Below are 23,625 nucleotides of genomic sequence, written 5' to 3'. Positions count from 1 at the left end.
TGTGAGAGAGAATACCAACGAGCAATATGGATTAACGCAAGCCCAGCGCCGAATATGGTTCATGGAAATTATGAATCCGGGAACGTCCATCACGATGCTTTCCGCGACCTACCAAATTACGGGTGAGATCGACACACAGCTTCTGGAGCAAGCGGCGGCAGAGATCGTCAAAACCTATGACGCTTTCCGAATCCACATTAGCGGGGATTTGCAAAATCCAACGCAGTGGTTCGAAGAGCCAGAGAATGTCCAAGCTAGGATAAGCCGCCTCGAAATAGGCACAACCGAACAATTCTATGCTTGGGTGAAAGAAGTAAGCGAAAAACCAGCCAGTGTGTTCGACGAACACCTCTACCAATTTACGATTATCCATTTTGCGAACGGCCAAGTATGGCTCAATTTGACGGTAAATCATATTATCGCCGACGGCTTGTCCGTCAATGCTTTGCTGCATGCGGTGATGGAAAAATACCTGGAACTGCGCAAAGGCATCTCCAGCAGTTACCAGGCCCCTTCCTATCTGGATTATATTTCCGCGGAGCGTGAATATGAGCAATCCCAGCGTTATCAAAAGGGCAAGGAATACTGGCTGACGAAGTACAACACTTTGCCTGAAACGACCGGCATTAAATCGTATCCGCAATTCTCGATCGGCAGCGAATCCAATAAACTGGCCATCACTTTGGACGGTTCCCGGTATGAAAGCATTCTGGCCTTCAGCGAACAATATCAGGTCAGCTTATATACGTTATTTCTGTCCGCCATGTACGCCTTATTGTACAAGCTGACCGACAGCACCGATGTTCCGGTCGGCACGGTTTTCGCCAATCGCACCAGCAAGAAGGAAAAAGAAACGATCGGCATGTTCGTCAGCACCGTGGCTACGCGGACTCGTCTGAATCCAGACAGACACGTGCTTTCCTTGATCCAAACGGTTTCCAAGGAAAATACGGCGGATTTGCGGTATCAGAAATACCCTTATAACCAATTGATCCAGGATTTACGCGAACAACACGGCCGCAACGATCTTTCGGGGCTGTTCCGCACGTCTCTGGAATATCTGCCTTTGAAAATCGTGGAGTACGAAGAAATCAAGGTACGTCTGGAGGCTCACTTTGCTAGGCACGAGATGGACGATTTGCTGCTGCGCTTCGACCATATGCTGAATGAAGGCCATGTAATTCTCCATGCTTCCTATCGTACCGGCCTGTTCGAGACAGCCGAGATTGATCGGATTATGGAACAGTATGTAACCGTTCTGGACCAGTTTCTTCAGAATCCTGAACTGCCGGTACGCGATATTTCTTTGCTGAGCGATGAGGAGAGACACCGCATTCTCAACGTTTTTAACCCGCCGGTGGCAGGGCTGAGCGAGGGAGAAGCGTTTCATCGGTATGTTGAAAAGTTTGCCCGGGAAATTCCGGATCATCCGGCAGTCGTCTATATGGACAAACAGCTGACCTACGGCGAATTGAACGAACGCGCCGAGCGGCTGGCTTCTCTCCTTCGCGAACAGGGCGTGGGAAGGGAGACGATTACGGGGATCTGGGCGGAGCGTTCGGTGGAACTGCTGATCGGGGTGCTCGCCGTTTGGAAAGCCGGCGGAGCCTATGTACCGCTGGACCCCGATTATCCGGCGGAGCGGATTGAGTACATGCTCAGCGATAGCGATGCATCGGTGCTGCTTACGCAGCGTCATCTGTTGGAGCGGGCCGGAGGTTGGTTGGCCGATGACCGGCTGAAGCTTCAAGCTGTCTACGCCATGGACGATGAACAGATTTATAACGGGGATGCCTCAGCCGTGGAATTTGAATCTGTCGGTAGCGCCCCGCAAGACTTGGCTTATGTGATTTACACCTCGGGTACGACGGGACGCCCGAAAGGCGTCATGATCGAGCACGGTAGTCTCGTGAATACGGCGGATGCGTACCGTCGCGAGTACCGGTTGAATCAGTTTCCGGTGCGGCTGCTGCAACTGGCCAGCTTCTCGTTTGACGTGTTCGTCGGAGACATCGCGCGGACGCTGTATAACGGAGGCACGATGGTGATTGTGCCGAAGGATGACCGGCTTGATCCGAACCTCTTATACGGCTGGATTCGGGACCAAAACATTACGGTATTCGAATCGACGCCTGCACTCATCCTGCCGTTCATGCAGCATATTTATGAAGAAGGGCTGGACGTTAGCTCCATGCAGTTGCTGATTACCAGTTCGGATGCATGCAGTGTCACCGATTACCGATTGTTGCAGAAAAGATTCGGCGGACAATTCCGCATCATCAACAGCTATGGCGTTACCGAAGCGGCCATTGACAGCAGCTTTTGCGATGAGCCGCTGGATAAGCTGCCGTCGTCGGGTCATGTACCGATCGGCAAAGCTTGGCTGAACGCCCGGTTTTACATTGTCGATGCCGCGTTAAAGCCGGTTCCTGTAGGGGTTCCGGGCGAGCTTGTCATCGGCGGCGCCGGGGTGGCGCGCGGGTACTGGAACCGTCCGGACCTAACCGCTGAGAAGTTCGTGGACAGCCCGTTTGTGCCGGGCGAACGTCTGTATCGGACAGGCGATTTGGCCCGCTGGCTGGAAGACGGCAACGTCGACTTCATCGGCCGGATCGACTATCAGGTGAAAATTCGCGGGTTCCGTATCGAACTGGGCGAAATTGAAACGGCCCTGCTGCGTTTCCCAGGCGTCAAGCAGGCTGTGGTGACCGACCGTACGGATGAGCAGGGGCAAAAGTATTTGTGCGGCTACGTGGCGGCGGATGCTTCCTTGCAGTTGAGCGATCTGCTGTCCCAATTGAAGCAAGAGTTGCCGACCCACATGGTCCCGGCCCGGCTGGTGTCTCTTGATAAGCTTCCACTCACGCCGAACGGCAAAATTGACCGTAAAGCGCTGCCTGAACCGACCGGAGAGGTAGAAGCAGGCCGTGAGTATGTGGCTCCACGCACAACGCTGGAAACAAGACTTGCGCTCATTTGGCAGCAGGTGCTGGGTATTACGCGAGTTGGAGTCCAAGACGATTTCTTTGACTTGGGTGGTCATTCCTTGCGGGCCTCCACGCTGGTTTCCAAGATTCGGAAAGAGCTGCAAGTCGAGGTTCCACTGCGGGAAGTTTTCCGCTACACCACGATCGAACAGCTGGCTCAAAGAATCGGCGGTTTAAGGCAGCAGGAGACGTATGAGATTACAAGGGCGGCTGAGGCCGAGTACTATCCGGTTTCATCCGAGCAAAAGCGTCTGTACGTCCTGCGCCAGCTTGACGGGGCCGAGCGCAGCTACAATATGTCGGCGGCGCTTCTTCTCGAAGGCAAGCTGGACCGCACGCGCGTCGAGCACGCATTCCGGGCGCTGATTCAGCGCCATGAGACGCTGCGTACCGGGATCGAGCAGGTTCAAGGCGAGCTTGTCCAGCGCATCTATGACGAGGTGGATTTTGCTGTCGATTATTTCCAGGCGAGCGAGCAGGAAGTGGACCAAGTGGTGGAAGCTTACTATCACCCGTTTGATGTGACCAAGCCGCCACTTCTCCGTATCGGCCTGATCGAGGTCGCCGAGGATCGCCACATTCTGCTGTTCGATATGCACCATATCGTCTCGGACGGCATTTCGACAGCGCTGCTCTTCGACGAGTTCAGCCGCCTGTATCGGGGCGAGGAGCTGGCCGCGCTGCGCATTCAATACAAAGATTATGCCGTTTGGCAGCATTCCGAAGCTTATGGGCAGCTGCTCCAGCCGCAGAAGGAGTACTGGCTGGAACAGCTGTCGGGCGAGCTGCCGGTCTTGGAGCTGCCGACGGACTTCCCGCGGCCTGCGGTGCAAAGCTTTGACGGCCGGACCGTGAAGTTTTATATCGGGAAAGAGCGGACAGAGAAGCTGAAAGAGCTGGCGGCACGGACGGGGACGACCCTGTACATGGTGCTGCTGTCGGCTTACTCCATCCTTATGCATAAATATTCGGGTCAGGAAGATCTGATCGTCGGAATGCCGATTGCCGGAAGAACGCAGGAAGAAGTGCAGACGATCGTGGGGATGTTTGTCAACACGCTGGCCATTCGCAGCCGTCCGGAGCGTTCCAAGACGTACCTTTCGTACCTGGAAGAAATCAAGGACATCACGCTCGGGGCCTTCGAACACCAAAATTATTTGTTCGAAGACTTGGTGGAAAGTCTTCACATTCCGCGCGCGACCGGCCGGAATCCGCTCTTTGATACGTTCTTCGCCCTGCAAAATACGGAGAACGAGCAAATTGTTATCGAGGGGCTGGAGCAATCGTTTTATCCGCTGGAAAACCGAACAACCAAGTTCGAGCTGCTCCTGGACATTTCGGAGCTGGACGGTCAGCTCGAATGCCGGTTGGATTACGCTACGGCTTTGTATAAACAGGAGACCGCGGAGCGGTTCGCCAGACATTATGACAAGCTGCTCGAAACCATCGCAGCAGCGCCGGACGGGGATATTGCCTCGCTGGAAATGCTCACGGAGGAGGAAATCCGCGAGCTGGTGAGCGGTTTCAACAGTTTGGAGGCGGACTACCCGCGGCAGCAGACGATTCACGGCTTGTTCGAAGAACAGGCGGAGCTTTACCCGGACAACGTGGCCGCTGTCATGAACGAGCGGCAGCTGACCTACCGCGAGCTGAACGAGCGATCCAACCGCCTTGCGCGGAAGCTGCGGGAGGCGGGTTTAGAAGCGGACCAGCTGGTAGCGATTCTGGCCGAACGCTCGCTCGATATGGTCGTCGGCATTCTGGCGATTCTCAAAGCGGGCGGAGCATACGTGCCTGTCGATCCCGACTACCCGGAGGAGCGCATCCGCTTCATGATCGAGGATTCGGGTGCGCCGTTATTGCTGATTCAAAAGCATCTGCACGAGAAGACCGACTTCGCAGGAACGCGCCTCGAATTGGACGATTTCGTTTGGGGCGACAGAGGGGCCGACGCCGGGGATGCGCTGGACGCTGCGAACCTGGAGCCGCTTTCCGGGCCGGGCAACCTGGCTTATGTCATCTACACGTCGGGAACGACCGGCAGACCGAAAGGAACGCTGATCGAGCATAAGAACGTCGTGCGCCTCCTGTTCAACGACAAGAACCTGTTCGACTTCGGACCGTCCGACACGTGGACGCTGTTCCACTCGTTCTGCTTCGATTTCTCCGTCTGGGAAATGTACGGAGCGCTGCTGTACGGAGGCAAGCTGGTCATCGTACCACCGCTCACGGCGAAAAATCCGGCCGAGTTCCTGGCGCTGCTGGACCGCGAACAGGTCACGATTTTGAACCAGACGCCAACGTACTTCTACCAGCTGCTGCGTGAGGCCTTGGCGGACCATCCGTACGATCTGCGGATTCGCAACATCATCTTCGGGGGCGAAGCGCTGAGTCCCCTGCTGCTCAAGGGGTTCAAGACGAAGTACCCGGAGACGAAGCTGATCAATATGTACGGCATTACCGAGACGACGGTTCACGTTACGTATAAGGAAATCACGTGGGTCGAAATGGAGGCGGCGAAGAGCAATATCGGCAAGCCGATCCCGACGCTGAGGGTGTATGTCCTGGATGAAAACCGCCGCCCTGTGCCGATCGGCGTAGCGGGCGAAATGTACGTGGCCGGAGAAGGCCTTGCGAGAGGATACCTGAACCGCCCGGATCTGACGGCGGAGAAGTTCGTCGATTCCCCGTTTGCAGAGGGGGAAAAGCTGTACCGCTCGGGCGACTTGGCGGCTTGGCTGCCGGACGGCAACATCGAATACCTGGGCCGGATCGACCACCAGGTCAAAATCCGTGGGTACCGGATCGAGCTGGACGAAATCGAGACGCGGCTTCTGAACGTCGAGGGCGTGGAAGAAGCAGTGGTGCTCGCCCGTCAGGACGGCGGGGGCGAAAAGGCGCTTGTCGCCTACTTTGTGGCGGACCGGACACTGACGGTCAGCGAAATAAGAACCTCGCTGGCCCAGGGAATTCCGGGGTACATGATCCCGTCGTACTTCGTGCAGCTGGAGCGCATGCCGCTGACGACCAACGGCAAAGTGGACCGCAAAGCGCTGCCGGAGCCGCAAGGCGACATACAAACGGGCGTCGAATACGTAGCGCCGCGTAACCAGACGGAGTCCCAGCTTGTGAAGATCTGGGAGGAAGTGCTGGGCTACTCCGGCATTGGAGTCCTGGACAACTTCTTCGAGCTCGGAGGCCACTCCTTGCGGGCGACGAACCTTGTCAGCAAGATTCAGAAGGAAATGAACGTCGAACTTCCGTTGCGCGATGTGTTCCGCTATACGACGGTAGAGTCAATGGCCGGGGCTATTGCCAGCTTGGAAGAAACGCGGCACAGCTCGATTCCGAAAGCGGAAGAGAAAGCGTACTATCCGGTTTCCTCTGCGCAGAAAAGGCTGTACGTCCTGCACCAGCTGGATAGCTCGGAGCTGAATTACAACCTCCCAAGCGCCTTGCAATTGGGAGGGGCTTTGAACGAGACCAAAGTGGAAAAGGCGCTGACTGCTTTGGTGGCCCGGCACGATATGCTGCGCACCGGTTTTGAAATCGTGAATGGGGAGCCGGTTCAGCGTATTCATCCGCTCGTAGCTTTCAAGGTCGAGAAGCTTCAAGCAAGCGAAGATCAGGTTGCGGCCATTCTTGAAGGCTTTATTCAGCCTTTTGACTTGACCCAGCCGCCTTTGCTGCGCGCCCTGCTGATCGAACTGGAGAAAGAGAAATTCCTGCTCGCGCTGGATATTCATCATATTGGTTCCGACGGCCTTTCCATGGACGTGCTGCTGCGCGAATTTGTGCGGCTATACAATGGGGAAGAATTGCCGGAGCTGCGGATTCAATACAAGGATTACGCCGTTTGGCAGCAATCCGAGGAGCAGCGCCAGCGCATCAAACGGCAGGAGGAATACTGGCGCGGGGTATTCAGCTCCGAGCTTCCGGTGCTTGAGCTGCCTCTCGACTTCTCCCGCCCGGCTGTCCAGCAGTTTGATGGTCAAACGCTCACGTTTACGCTGGATGCGGAGAAAAGCGAAGCTCTCAAACGGCTTGCCGGCGATTCGGGGACGACGCTGTACATGCTTCTGCTGGCTGCGTACTCCGTATTGCTTCATAAATACGCGGGACAGGAAGATATAGTAGTCGGCACTCCGATTGCCGCCCGTTCTCACGCCGACCTGCAGCCGATTATCGGCATGTTCGTCAATACGCTGGCCCTTCGCTTGGGTCCGGCGGCGGAGCGGACGTTCCTGGATTACTTGCAGGAAGTGAAGGAAACGACGCTTGGAGCCTACGAGCACCAGGACTATCCGTTCGAGGAGCTGGTGGAAGCTCTTCAGGTGAGCCGGGATTTAAGCCGAAATCCTCTGTTTGACACCATGTTTTCTTTGCAAAAGCACGAAAGCTTGGATTTAACTCTGGAAGGCTTGCAATGGTCGCTGTTCGACATCGAGGAAAAGACGGCAAAGTTTGATCTTAGCTTTGATATCGTGGAAGCCGATAACGAGCTGGTTTGCAAGATCGAGTACGCTACCTCGTTGTTTAGACAGGAAACGATGGTACGGCTGGCGGGTCATTACGAGCAGCTTTTGGCGTCGATCCTGGCTCAGCCGGGTGCGCGGATTTCGGATTTGGATATCTTAACGGACAGGGAAAAGCATGATTTGCTGGTCGGGTTTGGCGTGGCGTCTTCGGCTCTGGCGAAGCAACCCGCCGCAGAGGGTACAGGTTTGGAAGCGGATGAGTCGTGGAGAGAGAGAACGATCCACGAGCTGTTCGAGGAGCAGGCAGAGCGAACGCCGGAGCAGGTGGCCGTCGTCTATGAGGACAGCCGCCTGACTTACCGGGAGCTGAACGAGCGGGCGAACCGGCTGGCGCGATCCTTGCGTGCCCTTGGCGTGCAGGCCGATCAGCCGATCGCGATCATGGCCGAGCGCTCGCTGGAGATGATCGTCGGCATCTATGCGATCTTGAAGGCCGGGGGCGCCTACGTGCCGATCGACCCGCAATTCCCGCAGGAGCGCATCCGCTACATGCTCGAAGATTCGGGCGCTAGGCTGCTGCTGATTCAGAGCCATTTGAGGGAAAGCGCGTCATTTGCCGGGACTGAGCCGCTTGGCGGTCTATCGCTCGTCGATCTGAACGATCCATCCGCGTATGACGAAGACGGCTCGAACCTGGAGCCGGCGAGCGGACCGGAGCACTTGGCCTACGTTATTTACACATCGGGCTCGACTGGCAAGCCCAAGGGCGTCATGGTGGAGCACCGTCCGGTGATCAACCGGCTGCTGTGGATGCAGAATGCTTACCCGATCGACTCCAGGGATACGATTCTGCAAAAGACGGCGATCACCTTCGACGTTTCCGTGTGGGAGCTGTTTTGGTGGGCTTGGACGGGGGCCAAAGTTTGCTTGCTGCCGCCGGGCGGAGAGAAGAATCCCGAGACGATTCTGGACACGATCGAACGGCAAGCCGTCACCACGATGCACTTCGTGCCGTCGATGCTGCACGCCTTCCTCGAATATGTCGAGCGTCAGCCGAGCGAAGATCTGGGGAACAAGCTGTCTTCGCTGAAACGGGTGTTTGCAAGCGGGGAAGCGCTGGCGACGTCGCATGTGAGCCGGTTCTGGCAGTGGATTGCGTCATCCGTGAATCAAGCGCAGCTGATCAACCTTTATGGGCCTACGGAAGCGACGGTCGATGTCTCGTACTACGATTGCGGACCGGAAGAGACGAATGTATCGGTGCCGATCGGCAAGCCAATCTCGAACATCCGGCTGTATATTGTCAAGGAAGGGACGACAGCGCTGCAGCCGATCGGCGTGCCGGGCGAGCTGTGCATCGCGGGCGAAGGCCTGGCTAGAGGCTACTTGAACCGTCCCGAACTGACCGTGGAGAAATTCGTAGAGTGTCCGTTTACGCCGGGCGGGCGGATGTACCGGACGGGCGATCTGGCCAGATGGCTGCCGGACGGCAACATCGAGTATATGGGCCGGATCGACCATCAGGTGAAAATCCGCGGGTACCGGATCGAGCTCGGCGAGGTGGAGGCGCAGGTCCTGAAAGTGGCGTCCGTCCAAGAGGCGGTTGTCATCGCCAGAGAGGACGAAGCCGGTCAGAAGCACCTCTGCGCGTACTTCGTGGCGGACAAGCCGCTTGCGGCGAGCGAGCTGCGAAGCGCGCTGGCGGAGGATCTGCCCACGTACATGATTCCGTCCTACTTCGTGCAGCTGGAGCGGATGCCCCTCACACACAGCGGGAAGCTCGACCGTAAGGTGCTGCCCGCACCGGAAAGCAGTGTGCTCGTGGGAACGGAATATGTGGCGCCCCGGACGCCGGCGGAGCAGACGTTGGTTGGGGTGTGGCAAAAGGTGCTGGGAACGGGTCGTCCGATCGGCGTGATGGACAATTTCTTCGAGCTCGGCGGGGATTCGATTAAATCGATCCAGGTGTCGTCCAGGCTATATCAGGCCGGGTACAAGCTGGAAATCAAGCATTTGTTCAAATATCCGACCGTAGCGGAATTAAGCCCGTATCTCCAGCCGGTCTTAAGACGCGCCGATCAGGGGGCAGCTACGGGAGAGACGCGGCTGACGCCGATTCAGCGCTGGTTCTTCGAGCAGTCGTTCGCCGAGCCGCACCACTTTAACCAGGCGGTGATGCTGTACCGGGAGGAAGGCTACGACGAAGCGGCGCTTCGTCAGGCCGTGCGGAAGCTGGCCGAGCATCACGATGCGCTGCGCCTCGTCTTCCGCCGGACCGAGAGCGGGTATGCGGCATGGAACCGGGGCATCGCGGAAAGCGACGGCGAGCTCTACAGCCTGGAAGTGATCTATTTCCGCGGAATGACGGACTGCGCGCAGGCGATCGAAGCCAAGGCGAACAAGCTTCAGCGCAGCATTGACCTGCAGGCAGGGCCTTTGCTGAAGCTCGGCTTGTTCCGCTGTGCGGATGGAGATCATCTGCTGATCGCGATCCACCACTTGGTCGTAGACGGCGTATCCTGGCGGATTCTGCTTGAGGATTTTGCTGCCGGCTATGAGCAGGCGCTGCGAGGGCAGCAGATCCGTCTGCCCCTCAAAACGGATTCATTCCAAATGTGGGCGAAACAGCTCGCAGATTATGCGAACGGTCCAGCGTTGGAAAGCGAGAGAGAGTATTGGCAGCATATCGAGCAATTGACCTATGAGCCGCTTCCGAAAGATTTTGAACAAGGCAGATCCAAGCTGAAGGACAGCGGGCTCGTGACCGTTCGCTGGACGGCGGAGGAAACCGAACAGCTGCTGAAGCAGGCACACCGTGCTTACCATACGGAAATGAACGATTTGCTGCTTGCCGCGCTTGGCCTCGCGGTGCAAGCTTGGAGCGGCCGGGAACGCGTGCTGGTGAATCTCGAAGGCCACGGCCGGGAAGAACTTTTGCCGGATGTGGACATTACGCGCACGGTAGGCTGGTTTACAAGCCAATTCCCTGTCGTTCTGGAGCCGGGTCACGCCCAGGCGCTGGGTCATCAGGTGAAACAGGTTAAAGAAAGCTTGCGCTGCATTCCGAACAAAGGAATCGGCTACGGCATCCTGCGTTATTCGTCGGCGCCGCGTGACGGTGAGCGCTTCGCTTTGGAGCCGGAGATCAGCTTTAACTATTTGGGTCAGTTCGACCAGGATTACGAAAGCAGCGGCTCGAGGCCGTCTCCGTTCAGCCCGGGCTCCGATTCAAGCCCGAATGCAGTGATGGATTATGTCCTCGATATCAACGGCATGGTGTCGGAAGGAGTGCAGGAACTCACGATCCGTTATGGGGAAACCCAATATAAACGGGAAACGGTAGAGCGCCTGGGCACCCTGCTTCATTCGAGCTTGCGTGATATCATCAGCCATTGCGTATCGAAAGAGCGGCCGGAGCTTACGCCTAGCGACGTACTGCTTCAAGATGTGACGTTGGAGGAACTGGAGCGGCTGGCCGAACATACGGCGGCGCTCGGCGAACTGGAGAATGTATACACCCTGACTCCGCTGCAAAAAGGGATGTTGTTCCACAGCCTGCTGGATGCCGATTCGGAAGCTTACTTCGAACAGGTGACCTTCGATCTGCACGGAAGCCTGAATGTCGAAGCCTTCACCCAAGGATTGGATACGCTGGTGCAGCGGAATGAGGCGCTGCGGACCAACTTTATTACCGGCTGGAGAGACGAGCCGATTCAAGTGGTATTCCGCGAGCGGAAGTGTGAAGTGTACTTCGAAGATATTCGCTCGGTAAGCGATGAAGACCCGGAGAAGACGATAGTCGATTTCGTCAGCGCGGATAAAGCGAACAAGTTCGATTTGGCCCGAGGCTCTCTTATGCGCGTGACCGTCTTGCGCACGGGCGACGAGTCCTACCATGTGATCTGGAGTCACCATCACATTTTGATGGACGGCTGGTGCATGTCCTTCATGATCAAGGAAGTGTTCGACACCTACTTCGCGTTCCAGGAGAAGCGGACGCCGGAGCTTCCTCCGGTTACCTCGTACTCCCGGTATATCGAATGGCTGGAAGCTCAAGATGCCGCGAAAGCTTTGCGTTACTGGTCCGAGTATTTGGCGGGTTACGATCAGCAGACCAAGCTGCCTCGGGAGAAAACAGGGCTGAAGCAGGGCCCTTTTGAAGCAGCTGAGATCGATGTGGAACTCAGCAAGGAACTGACCGGGCAAATCGAGCGGGTGGCGCGCCAGCATCAGGTGACGCTTAATACATTCATGCAGACCGTATGGGGACTGGTTCTGCAGGTATACAACAACAGCGAAGATGTCGTATTTGGCTCCGTCGTATCCGGGCGTCCGGCGGAAATTCCGGGCATCGAAAGCATGATCGGCCTGTTTATTAATACGATCCCGGTCCGTATTCAAGGCAAAGCCGAGGAGACGGTAGCCGCTATCTTGAGAAAAACCCAGGATCAAGCGCTGGCATCGAGAGCTTACGAAACGTTCCCGCTGTTCGAAATTCAGTCGCTGAGTGAGCAAAAGCGTGACTTGATCAACCACATCATGGTCTTTGAAAATTATCCGATGGAAGAACAAATTGAGCAGGTCGTCGGAGGAGACAAAGAAGCGCTGAAAATCGCTAATATCCAGTCGCCGGAGCAAACGAACTACAACTTGGACATTACTGTCATTCCGGAAGAGCATATTTTGCTGCGGTTTACGTACAATGCGCTGACGTTCAGAGAGGATGACATCAGGCAGCTCTACAGTCATTTTACCTGGGCACTGGAGCAGGTTGCAGCTAACCCGAACTTGCGCGTGAATCAGTTGGAGCTTTTGACGGCGGCGGAAAAAGAGCAAATTCTTGGCGCGTTTAACCCGGCGCAGCCGGAAGCGGCTCCTGCGGTCGCATTCCACCGGATGTTCGAGGAACAGGCGGAGCGCACACCGGAAGAGGCGGCCGTCGTGTACGAGAACGACCGGCTGACGTATGCAGAGCTGAACGAGCGGGCGAATCGCTTGGCGGCTACATTGCGCGCAAGTGGCATCGGCCGGGAGTCAATTGTCGGTATTCTCGCCGAGCGTTCGGTGGACTTGCTGGTGGCCGTGCTGGCCGTCTGGAAAGCGGGCGGGGCGTATGTGCCGCTTGACCCGGATTATCCGGCAGACCGCGTGCGGTTTATGCTCGAAGACAGCGGAGCGAAGGTGCTGCTGACGCAAACGCCGCTGCGAGAGCGCGCCGAAGCCTGGCTCGGCGAAGAGGAGCTGGCGGCGGTGCTGTACCTGGACGACGAAGCGTCGTACAGCGAGGAGCGGGCGAATGCGCCGATTGTCTCCGGCAAGCTGACGGATGCTGTGGACGACGGCGATGAGAGCCATCAGAATGTTGGCACCGACAGCTTCCATGAAGCCCGTCCGGAGGATCTGGCGTACGTGATCTATACGTCGGGAACGACGGGCAAGCCGAAGGGCGTGATGATCGAGCACCGCAGCCTGGTGAACACGGCGGCGGGCTACCGGCGGGAATACCGGTTGGATCAGTTCCCGGTGCGGCTGCTGCAGCTCGCAAGCTTCTCGTTCGACGTGTTCGTGGGAGATATCGCGCGGACGCTGTACAACGGAGGCACGATGGTGATTGTGCCGAAGGACGACCGGATCGATCCGTCTCGTCTGCACCACTGGATGGAGCGGGAGCGGGTCACCCTCTTCGAATCGACGCCGGCGTTGATCGTGCCGTTCCTGGATTACGTGCATGAGCAGGGGCTGGATATGAGCGGGATGGAACTGTTGATCACGAGTTCGGACAGTTGCAGCGTGGCGGATTACCGGACCTTGCAGGAACGCTTCGGCTCGTTGTTCCGGATCATCAACGCCTACGGCGTGACGGAAGCGGCGATCGACTCAAGTTTCTACGACGAGCCGCTGACGAAGCTGCCGCAGACAGGCCATGTGCCGATCGGCAAAGCGTGGCTGAATGCGAAATTCTACATCGTGGACGCGCATCTGAACCCGGTGCCGGTCGGGGTGCTGGGCGAGCTGGTCATCGGCGGAGTCGGAGTGGCGCGCGGGTACTTGAACCGTCCGGAGCTGACAGAAGAGAAGTTCGTAGACAGCCCGTTCGCCGCGGGCGAGCGGCTGTACCGCACGGGAGACTTGGCGCGGTGGATGGAGGACGGGAACGTGGACTTCATCGGACGGATCGACAACCAGGCGAAAATCCGGGGCTACCGGATTGAGACGGGCGAAGTCGAAGCGAAGCTGCTGAGTGTAGGTGGCGTGAAGGAAGCGGTCGTCGTCGTCAGGGAAGATCAAGAAGGTCAGAAAGCTTTGTGCGCTTATTATACAGCGGAAGAAGGCTTGACGGCGGCGGACCTGAAGCGGGCGATTGCCAGCGAGCTGCCGGGGTACATGATCCCGTCGTACTTCGTGGAGCTGGAGCGCCTGCCTCTGACGCCGAACGGAAAGATCGACCGGAAGGCGCTGCCGGCACCGGAAGGGGGAGCAGGCGAAGGCCGCGAATACGTGGCGCCGCGCACCGAACTTGAGGCGAAGCTGGCCGCCATTTGGCAGGATGTGCTTGTTCGGGAGAAGGCGGTAGGCGTAACGGACAACTTCTTCGACCTCGGCGGACACTCCCTGCGGGCGACGACGCTTGTCAGCAAAATGCATAAGGAGCTAGGCGTTGAATTCCCGCTTCGCGACGTATTCCGCTACTCGACGGTTGAGGAAATGGCCGCGGCTATGGAGCGGCTGGAGATCGGCTCGTTCACGGCTATTCCGGCTGCGGAACCTAGCGAGTATTATCCGCTCTCTTCCGCTCAGAAACGTCTCTATATCTTGAACCAGCTGGAAGGAGCCGAGCTGAGCTACAACATACCGGGAGCTATGCTGCTCGAAGGGGAGCTCGACCGGCAGCGGTTTGAAGAAGCGTTTCGCGGGCTCGTAGCTCGTCATGAAACGCTGCGTACCGGCTTTGAGATGGTAAAAGGCGAAGCGGTTCAGCGGATTTACGAAGAAGCCGCCTTCCAGGTGGAATATGTGCAGATCAGCGGGGAGCAGGCGGAAGAAACGGTGCGCCAATTCGTTCGTCCGTTTGATCTAGCGAAGCCGCCACTTCTGCGGGTAGGCCTTGCCGAACTGGCGCCGGACCGGCACATTCTAATGTTCGATACGCATCATATCGTATCTGACGGCGTTTCGATTGACGTACTGATCGAAGAGTTCGTCCGCTTGTACAGCGGGAAGCAGTTGGAGCCGCTCCGCATTCAGTACAAAGATTATGCGGTATGGCAGCAATCGGACGAGCAGAAAGCTCAGCTTGCCAAGCAGGAAGCCTACTGGCTCGACATGTTCCGCGGAGAGCTACCGGTTTTGGAATTGCCGACGGACTATCCGCGCCCGGCTATGCAGAGCTACGAGGGCCGCACGCTGCAATTGTTTATGCATAGCGAGAAAAGCGAGGGTCTGAAACGGCTTGCAGCCGAGAACGGCGCAACGCTTTACATGGTTCTGCTTGCTGGTTATACAATATTATTGCAGAAATATACAGGGCAAGAAGACGTGGTGGTCGGTACGCCGATTGCGGGAAGAAATCACAGCGACGTTCAGCCACTGATCGGGATGTTCGTCAATACCCTGGCCATCCGCAGTTATCCGGCTGCCGGTAAGACGTTCCTTGACTACTTGAAGGAAATCAAGGAGACGACGCTGGGCGCTTTTGAACATCAGAATTATCCGTTTGAGGAACTGGTGGATAAGGTGAACGTGACTCGTGATTTACGCCGCAATCCGCTGTTCGATACGATGTTTGCTTTGCAGAATACAGAGAATTTGGAAATCCAGCTTCCCGGACTCCATTTGTCGACGTATGCCAGCGAAGAAATTGTTTCTAAATTCGATCTCAGCTTGGACGTCACGGAGATCGAGGAAGGCTTGGAATATCTGTTTGAATACGCCACTGCTCTTTATAAAACCGAAACGGTGGAGAAATTAGCCGCTCACTACTTGCAGCTGCTTGAATCCATTCTCCGCAACCCGTCGGCGACTATTGCCGAGCTGGGCATTTTGACACCGGCGGAAAAAGAGCAAATTCTCGGCGCATTTAACCCGGCGCAGCCGGAAGCGGCTCCTGCGGCCGCGTTCCACCGGCTGTTTGAGGAACAGGCGGAGCGCACGCCGGAAGCGGCGGCCGTCGTGTACGAGAACGACCGGCTGACGTATGCGGAGCTGAACGAGCGGGCGAACCGCTTGGCGGCTACGCTGCGCGCAAGCGGCATTGGCCGGGAGACGATCGTCGGCATTCTCGCCGAGCGTTCGGTGGACTTGCTGGTGGCCGTGCTGGCCGTCTGGAAAGCGGGCGGGGCGTATGTGCCGCTCGACCCGGATTATCCGGCGGACCGCGTGCGGTTCATGCTTGAAGACAGCGGAGCGAAGGTACTGCTGACGCAAACGCCGCTGCGAGAGCGTGCCGAAGCCTGGCTCGGCGAAGAGGAGCTGGCGCTGGCGGCGGTGCTGTACCTCGACGATGAAGCGTCGTACAGCGAGGAGCGGGCGAATGCGCCGATTGGCTCCGGCATGGTCTCCGGCAAGCTGACGGATGCTGTGGACGACGGCGATGAGAGCCATCAGAATGTTGGCACCGACAGCTTCCATGAAGCCCGTCCGGAGGATCTGGCGTACGTGATCTATACGTCGGGAACGACGGGCAAGCCGAAGGGCGTGATGATCGAGCACCGCAGCCTGGTGAACACGGCGGCGGGCTACCGGCGGGAATACCGGTTGGATCAGTTCCCGGTGCGGCTGCTGCAGCTCGCAAGCTTCTCGTTCGACGTGTTCGTGGGAGATATCGCGCGGACGCTGTACAACGGAGGCACGATGGTGATTGTGCCGAAGGACGACCGGATCGATCCGTCTCGTCTGCACCACTGGATGGAGCGGGAGCGGGTCACCCTCTTCGAATCGACGCCGGCGTTGATCGTGCCGTTCCTGGATTACGTGCATGAGCAGGGGCTGGATATGAGCGGGATGGAACTGTTGATCACGAGTTCGGACAGTTGCAGCGTGGCGGATTACCGGACCTTGCAGGAACGCTTCGGCTCGTTGTTCCGGATCATCAACGCCTACGGCGTGACGGAAGCGGCGATCGACTCAAGTTTCTACGACGAGCCGCTGACGAAGCTGCCGCAGACAGGCCATGTGCCGATCGGCAAAGCGTGGCTGAATGCGAAATTCTACATCGTGGACGCGCATCTGAACCCGGTGCCGGTCGGGGTGCTGGGCGAGCTGGTCATCGGCGGAGTCGGAGTGGCGCGCGGGTACTTGAACCGTCCGGAGCTGACGGAAGAGAAGTTCGTAGACAGTCCGTTCGCCGCGGGCGAGCGGCTGTACCGCACGGGAGACTTGGCGCGGTGGATGGAGGACGGGAACGTGGACTTCATCGGCCGGATCGACAACCAGGCGAAAATCCGGGGGTACCGGATTGAGACGGGTGAGATCGAGTCGCAGCTGCTGCGGGTGGAAGGCGTGCGCGAAGCGGTGGTGCTGGTTCGAAGTGACGCGAACGGGCAGAAAGCGCTGTGCGCGTACTACACAACGGATGGCGAACTGACGGCGGCAGACCTGAAACGGGCGATCTCCAGCGAGCTGCCGGGTTACATGATCCCGTCGTACTTCGTCGAGCTGGAGCGCCTGCCTCTGACGCCGAACGGGAAAATCGACCGGAAGGCGCTGCCGGCGCCGGAAGGGGGAGCAAGCGCAGGCCGCGAATACGTGGCGCCGCGCACCGAACTGGAGGCGAAACTGGTCGCCATCTGGCAGGACGTGCTCGGGCCGGTCACGATTGGCGTGACGGACAACTTCTTCGACCTCGGCGGGCACTCCCTGCGGGCGACGACGCTGGTCAGCAAGGTGCACAAGGAGCTGAACGTGGACCTACCGCTGCGCGATGTGTTCCGGCACTCGACCATCGAAGCGATGGCCGAAGCGATCGGCCAATTGGAGCGGCAGGAACACCTCTCCATTCCGGTTCTGGATAAGAGGGATTACTATCCGCTTTCCTCCGTGCAAAAACGGCTGTACATCCAGCAGCAGATGGAAGGCGCCGAGCTTAGCTACAACATGTCCGGCATGACGGTTCTCGTCGGGCGCTTGGAACGGAATCAATTCGAGGCGGCGCTCAAAGGATTGATAGCTCGTCACGAAATTTTGCGAACCGGCTTCGAAATGGTCGACGGCGAACCGGTACAACGGATTTATCCGGACTTGAAGTTTGCCGTCGAGTATACGAAAGCGACGGAAAGTGAAACGAAGAGCATCGTAGACGGCTTTGTGCGCGTCTTTGATTTGGAGCGGCCGCCGCTGCTGCGTGTGGGCTTAGTCGAATGGGAAGCGGAACGGCATCTGCTCATGCTGGACATTCATCATATCGTCACGGATGGCATGTCGATGGGCATCTTCGTCGAAGAGCTGCTGCGCCTGTATAACGGCGAGACTCTGGAACCGCTTCGGATTCAATACAAGGAATTCGCCGCTTGGCAGCAGTCCGAACCTGTAAAAGAGCGGCTGAAACGTCAGGAAGCCTACTGGCTGGACGTGCTGGAAGGCGAACTGCCGACGCTTGAACTGCCTACGGACTTTGTCAGACCTGCCACTCGCAGCTTTGAGGGAGATGTGCTGCCTTTCAGCATCGACAAGCAGATGACCGACAGCTTGCAGCGCATCGCCGATGAGAACGGTGCCACCCTTTATATGGTGTTATTGGCGGCCTATTCAATCCTGCTCAGCAAGTACTCGGGACAAGAAGACTTCATTGTAGGCACGCCGGTTTCGGGCCGCACACATGCCGACCTGGAGCCGCTCATCGGAATGTTTGTCAACACTTTGGCGATTCGCCATTATCCGTCCGGGGAGAAGACGTTCCTCGCTTACTTGAACGAAGTCAAAGAAACGATGCTGGGGGCCTACGACCACCAGGATTATCCGTTCGAGGAGCTTGTGAAAAAGCTGCAGGCGCCGCGAGATCAAAGCCGCAATCCTGTATTCGATGTCATGTTTGCTCTGGAAACCAAGGAAGATAACGTTCAAAGCTTCGGGGATATCAAGATCGAATCTTATCCGGAAACTCATACCGTTTCCCAATTTGATCTTACCTTGGTCATTTCGTTGCTGGATGAGGGAATGAACGGGCAGTTTGAATATGCCACCAAGTTGTTTACGCTCAATCTGATCGACAATTTCGCTCAGGACCTGCTCGTGATCATCACCCAAATTTGCGAACAGCCTTCGGTGCTGTTGAAGGATATTTCCCTGAACGGGCAATCCGAACAGGAGCAAGATGTGCTAGAGGCCATTGATATTATTTTCTAATCCCTTACCCGGCTTGGGTGTATGCCGTATTTCTCTCGGTACGCATCCTGCCGGGTGTTTTTTTTCCAAATGAAAGGGAAAAATCCACCACAGGAATCTGACGTCAAGTGCCGCTGAGTAACTATTTCAATTTATTGGAAAATCGACAAAACACAACAGAAATCGTAGTTTACCTTTGGTATACTAAGAATCAAACCATTTAAACAGAGATAATTCCACCATAAAATCCGAATACCCGAAAAACGAAAAGAAGTAATTGCCGATCGTTGCAGACGAGTTTAATCTTTTGACTATGACACCAGAAGAACAACAAAAGGCACACGAAGACTACAGGAAGAAATACAGATATCTAAAACGTGCGCCGCGGCTACTCGTTTACTACTACCTCATAGGGGAAAAGTTCCGAAATACAATGGCCGAAATAGGCCGCAGGAAGGGCTGAGAGAGATAGCCGACGACGTTCTGAGTAAGGAATTTCAACAGGAATGCTAGGCTTGGAATCGATCTCATCGGCACAATTATGCCGCAAGCATAATCAGGTGGATCAGGACCTGCTCCAGCAGGTTTTCGAGCGGCTGGCTATGCAGATTTTGTCTAGGCATGGCTGTTCGATAGCAGACCGCAAAGCACTCCGGATTATCGACTCTACCACCGTTGCTCTTTGCTTGCGGAGGTACAAGTGGGCCGACTTTCGCAAGACCAAGGCTGGTATAAAGCTTCACCTCCGCCTTGCTTTTGCAGATGCTCATGAGGTCCTGCCAGAGAAGGCAACCATTACGACAGCCAAGAAAAATGACCGGACACAGATGGATGACCTTATCGAAGATGCCGGAATCACCTATGTGTTGACCGCGGTTACGTGGACTACAAAGCATACGATCGTTATTGCTCGGACGGGATATACTTCGTGACTCGCTTGAAGGAGAACGCGGTGATAGAACCGCTCCAATCGCTTGAAATTCCAGAGGACAGCAAGGTCACCATGGATGAATGGGGGCTGGTAGGTTCCACGCAAAAGCGGATGAAGCACAAGCTTCGCATGATGGAAACAACCGATTCACAGGGCAATTTTCTAATTCCGCTCACCAACCGTTTCGATCTGTCTTGCGATGAATCAGTGAGATGTACCGCAGCCGCTGGGCCATTGAGACCTTCTTCAAATGGATGAAGCAGCACCTGAAGATTAAGCATTTCTATGGAACAAGCAAACAGGCCGTGCACAATCAGGTTTGGCTGACACTCATCGCTTTTTGCCTGCTTATGCTGGCCAAACTGGACGCGAACGTAGAGCACTCCCTCCTGCAAATCCAGCGGTGGCTGAAGGCTCTGATTTGGAAGCCCTATGCACAGTGGATCGGGCGTATGAAGCGAAAACCGAGCCGCAAGTCGGCAGGACGAAAGCGGTTAGAACCCACGTAACTGAGCCGGCCCGAAGGGCGTTGTCTGACGCAAAAGCCAAGTAAATATACATAAATTTTCAAATGGACAGGGCTACCTTTAGTGGCTGCTCGACCTTTTGGTTCTCATGGTAGATGCTAATTATCTGAATTGTCTATTGGCTTCAGAACTTAAAAATGAGTGAGTTTGAATATTTAATTACACCTTCAAATAGTTATCCTTATAAAAGGTATATAATCAGGAAAATTATTGCTAATTGTTGCGTATCACATCTTTCGTTACTTATAAATACACTTGTCTCAAATATCTCGAACGAGAGCCAATTGTCAGTTTATTATGACAATTTAATTGAGAGAGTAAAAAAATTTAAGGAAGATCAGAAGGAAGAGTTTATCGGTTTAATGGTGGATATAATTGATTCACTTAAGGACTATGTACACAAGGGAAAAAGAATTTAGCGAAACCATGTTCAGAGTCATTAAAGTTGGTAACTGAACATTAAAGTTGGTTCCTGAGTTATAAACCGATTGGAGTTTGTGTTCAAAGACATTAATGATGGTAACAAACTAAATATTATAGTTAGCAACCGTAATTATTTCCTAGTAAGTATTTAACAAAAGCCCGATGAGCAAGTATCATCGGGCTTTTTTATTAGTTCAGGAGACGACAGCTTTGGCACACTCAGAGCGAGTATAGTTACATGAACCCTTTTCTGTATTGGTATCTTTAAAGTAATTGAAGCAGAAAAGTTCTAACCACCCGCAAACATATGGGTTAAACTGGGGATTTATTAAATACCTGATTATATTCAAGCTACGCATCGGTGATCGCCAGCTTTGAATAGATTTACAGCGATTTTCTTCATGGCCGGAACATGGCTGAATCAGTACATTATCCAAAAAAAACAGCCACTACAGGGCTGCTTTTGTACTACGGGTTAATTGCTCGTGTATTTTACCCAATCATATTCGGCGTATAGCGGATTCGCTCCATTATACGAACCTAGCCAGTCGTCAACGCCAGTGCCATTCCATAAATTCATCATAATCTTGCCTGGCGTGCTTGGTATGTTCGTGGTTGCCGTATGCTTTAGAACCCCGTCAACATACCACTTAATGTACCCTGGCTGCCAATCGAAAGCATAGGTGTGGAAGCCTCTTGATGCATCAAAGCCCAGATCAACAATCTTCTCGTGACCACCGACCCCGTTTGTATAATAGTTGAATTGCACTTTTGTCGTGTCTTTTCCTAAAAATTCAATATCTATTTCATCCCATTGCGTGCCATCAGTAGGTCCCGTATACGTAAAAAAGGAAGATACGATCCCTATATTTTTAGCAGGCTTCATGCTGACCTCGTATAAGCCGTATCTGTAAGTGTTCGTCGATCGATACTCTCCGCAGTCAAATTTATTGTACGCAGAACTCGTTAAGCCAAGCTTCATTTTGCCATCGTTCGTAAAATTGACATTATTGGCACGCCAAGTGCAATTAAACATGTTCCCATTGGAATATCCATCTGCTTTTTGCCATGCACCAGAATTGAAACCATTAAGTGGTTCCCAAAAAACATTCCCCGCATAAACGCTTACCGAAAAAAACAGAGAGACAATGCCAGTTGCCAGTAAAGTAAACCAAGATTTCTTCTTCATTTTACACCTCCATAAAAGATTGACCAAACATGAAAGAAACGGCTGACAATGATACACTATTTCAAGTATTGACCGGCTTACCGGAAAAATATAAAACGCTTCCATATTTGGTATCTTCATTGTAGCTTGAAATTGAGGCGTACACTATAGCAAACTTAACGCTCGAAACATAATTTAAAAAAACCTAAATTTTATCAAGTTGTGGTTTGAAAATGTAAGTTATACAATTAGATACAATAAATACTAACCAAGGTTGATATTTTCCATTAAAGGGGGGTGATTATAAAATGGGATAGACTCAGGAAGCGGAGCCACTACATGTTTATACCATTTTATTCTTTTGGCATAATAGTCAATTAAATTTTTGAAGAGGAGGCCTTTCTTTGAAAAAATTAGGTATGGTATGTAAAATAGTTCTGATACTTGTATTCATATTGCCTTTAAAACCGGTATTTGACCAACATATAGATGCATGGTCAGGTATGCCCATGGGAGAGCTCCATGTCAGGGGCAATCAATTGGTGAACAGCAGCGGAAAACCTGTTGTTTTGAGTGGCTGGCATCAGCCGTCGGGGGCATACTGGACCTATCAAGACAGTAATTATTATCTCAATTTGAATGGTAACAATCGTCATGCAGCAATTTTGGCTTATTTGAAGGATATCACCGACACCTTTACAGACACCAGACCGAAGTATGGAAGCAACCACGGCTGGTATATGAATCAGGTCCGATTGTTTATTGACCGCCAGGATATGGGAGATGTGGCCGCAGGATCGTACAACTTCGCCGGTTTACAGGCAGTTACACAAAATGTGATTATTCCATACATCAATTATGCGAAAACAAAGGGCGTTTATGTTACCCTTGGTCTTGATTTCACTTTGGCTAACGACCAGGCTACAACACAATCCAATTTGGACAAATTTAATCAAATTTGGGGGTATCTTGCCTCGCAGCCGGCTATCAATAGCGCGGATAACGTCATGTTTGAACTGATCAACGAGCCAATTAAGTCGTATTCGAATGGGCATTGGGGAGGCTATCCCGGCGAGAATGATTTTCTTGACCATTGGAATGATCTGAGAAGATTCCAGAACTCTATCATTTCCACGATTCGAAGTAAAGGAGCGGATAATGTCATCTGGGCTGCAGGACTTGGATACAACCAATTTTACAGCCCGGTGGCAAAACACCCGCTGACAGACCCCTTGAACAACTACGGCTATGCTGTCCACTGGTATCCGGGCTACGGAGCTTATGATAACAAGGACAAGCTGCAATCGCAATGGGATTCCAACATTAAGGTGGCAGCTCAAGCCTATCCAATAAATATTACAGAATTTACCTGGTTCAAAACGCAGCCCGGCGATTCAGAGTACTGGAATTTGTTTAACGGCTCTAATGATGGATTTGGGAAAAACACGAAGTCCATTTTTACAGCAGCCGGTAATGTCAGCATGACCGCACACATGAATGGCTTTCTGCTGGAATCTGGAGCAAGGAGTTCATTTGCGGACCCAACAGCAGGGTTAAAGTGGGATGGCGATACCCGACGTCAGGCGATGGCCCGCTTCTTGTTTGGCTGGTACTATGAGCGTGCACAGGCCTATCCGAGAGCACTACTCCAGAACAGTGAATCAGCAACGGATGATGTGCCTGCGGATGCACCGACTGATGTGCTTACAGATACATACATTAATGCACCGACTGACGCACAATCAGAATGATGTTAATAATTTCAGCTACCGACAGCCTATCCAATTGGATA

6 protein-coding genes are annotated in these 23,625 nt (G+C 54.4%); 5 read left to right on the top strand and 1 reads right to left on the bottom strand.

The window, feature by feature from the left end; all coding sequences use genetic code 11:
* Position 1 precedes the first annotated feature (1 nt).
* The 4 genes from KAI36_RS23300 (at position 2) to KAI36_RS23285 (ending at position 20,224) form a co-directional block, all read left to right on the top strand.
* The gene (locus KAI36_RS23300) at positions 2 to 18,805 is read left to right on the top strand and encodes a non-ribosomal peptide synthetase (protein ID WP_220026153.1); all 18,804 of its coding nucleotides are present in this window, start codon (positions 2 to 4) and stop codon (positions 18,803 to 18,805) included.
* A gap of 485 nt (positions 18,806 to 19,290) precedes the next feature.
* Positions 19,291 to 19,716: a transposase gene (locus tag KAI36_RS23295; protein WP_220026152.1), complete on the top strand. Its 426-nt coding sequence runs from the start codon at positions 19,291 to 19,293 to the stop codon at positions 19,714 to 19,716.
* A 5-nt stretch (positions 19,717 to 19,721) separates the two neighbouring features.
* Positions 19,722 to 19,973 carry a hypothetical protein gene (locus tag KAI36_RS23290; RefSeq protein ID WP_220026151.1) on the top strand — a complete coding sequence of 84 codons (252 nt, stop codon included), beginning with the start codon at positions 19,722 to 19,724 and terminating at the stop codon, positions 19,971 to 19,973.
* Entirely contained in the window at positions 19,970 to 20,224 is a 255-nt protein-coding gene (locus tag KAI36_RS23285; protein ID WP_258382219.1) for a hypothetical protein, read from the top strand. Before KAI36_RS23290 ends, KAI36_RS23285 begins: the two co-directional genes overlap by 4 nt.
* A 916-nt stretch (positions 20,225 to 21,140) precedes the next feature.
* On the opposite strand, the gene bglS is transcribed toward KAI36_RS23285, so the two are convergent.
* Positions 21,141 to 21,854, bottom strand: coding sequence for a beta-glucanase (gene bglS, locus KAI36_RS23280; protein ID WP_220026149.1), 714 nt, complete (start codon positions 21,852 to 21,854; stop codon positions 21,141 to 21,143).
* 383 nt (positions 21,855 to 22,237) lie between these two features.
* On the opposite strand from bglS, the gene KAI36_RS23275 reads away from it, so the two are divergent.
* Positions 22,238 to 23,584, top strand: a complete 1,347-nt coding sequence (locus KAI36_RS23275) for a cellulase family glycosylhydrolase (protein ID WP_220026148.1) — start codon at positions 22,238 to 22,240, stop codon at positions 23,582 to 23,584.
* Positions 23,585 to 23,625 lie beyond the last annotated feature (41 nt).

The sequence above is a fragment of the Paenibacillus sp. S02 genome (assembly GCF_019454065.1).
GTDB classification, from domain to species: domain Bacteria; phylum Bacillota; class Bacilli; order Paenibacillales; family Paenibacillaceae; genus Paenibacillus; species Paenibacillus polymyxa_B.
Note: the sequence above shows the minus strand (reverse complement) of the source record. Positions and strands in the feature narration are given on the sequence as shown.

What these genes read in the sequence shown, in the direction of transcription:
- KAI36_RS23295 (WP_220026152.1), top strand. Translation starts at nt 19,291, where the DNA reads ATGCTAGGCTTGGAATCGATCTCATCGGCACAATTATGCCGCAAGCAT.
- KAI36_RS23285 (WP_258382219.1), top strand. Translation starts at nt 19,970, where the DNA reads ATGAAGCAGCACCTGAAGATTAAGCATTTCTATGGAACAAGCAAACAG.
- bglS (WP_220026149.1), bottom strand. Translation starts at nt 21,854, where the DNA reads ATGAAGAAGAAATCTTGGTTTACTTTACTGGCAACTGGCATTGTCTCT.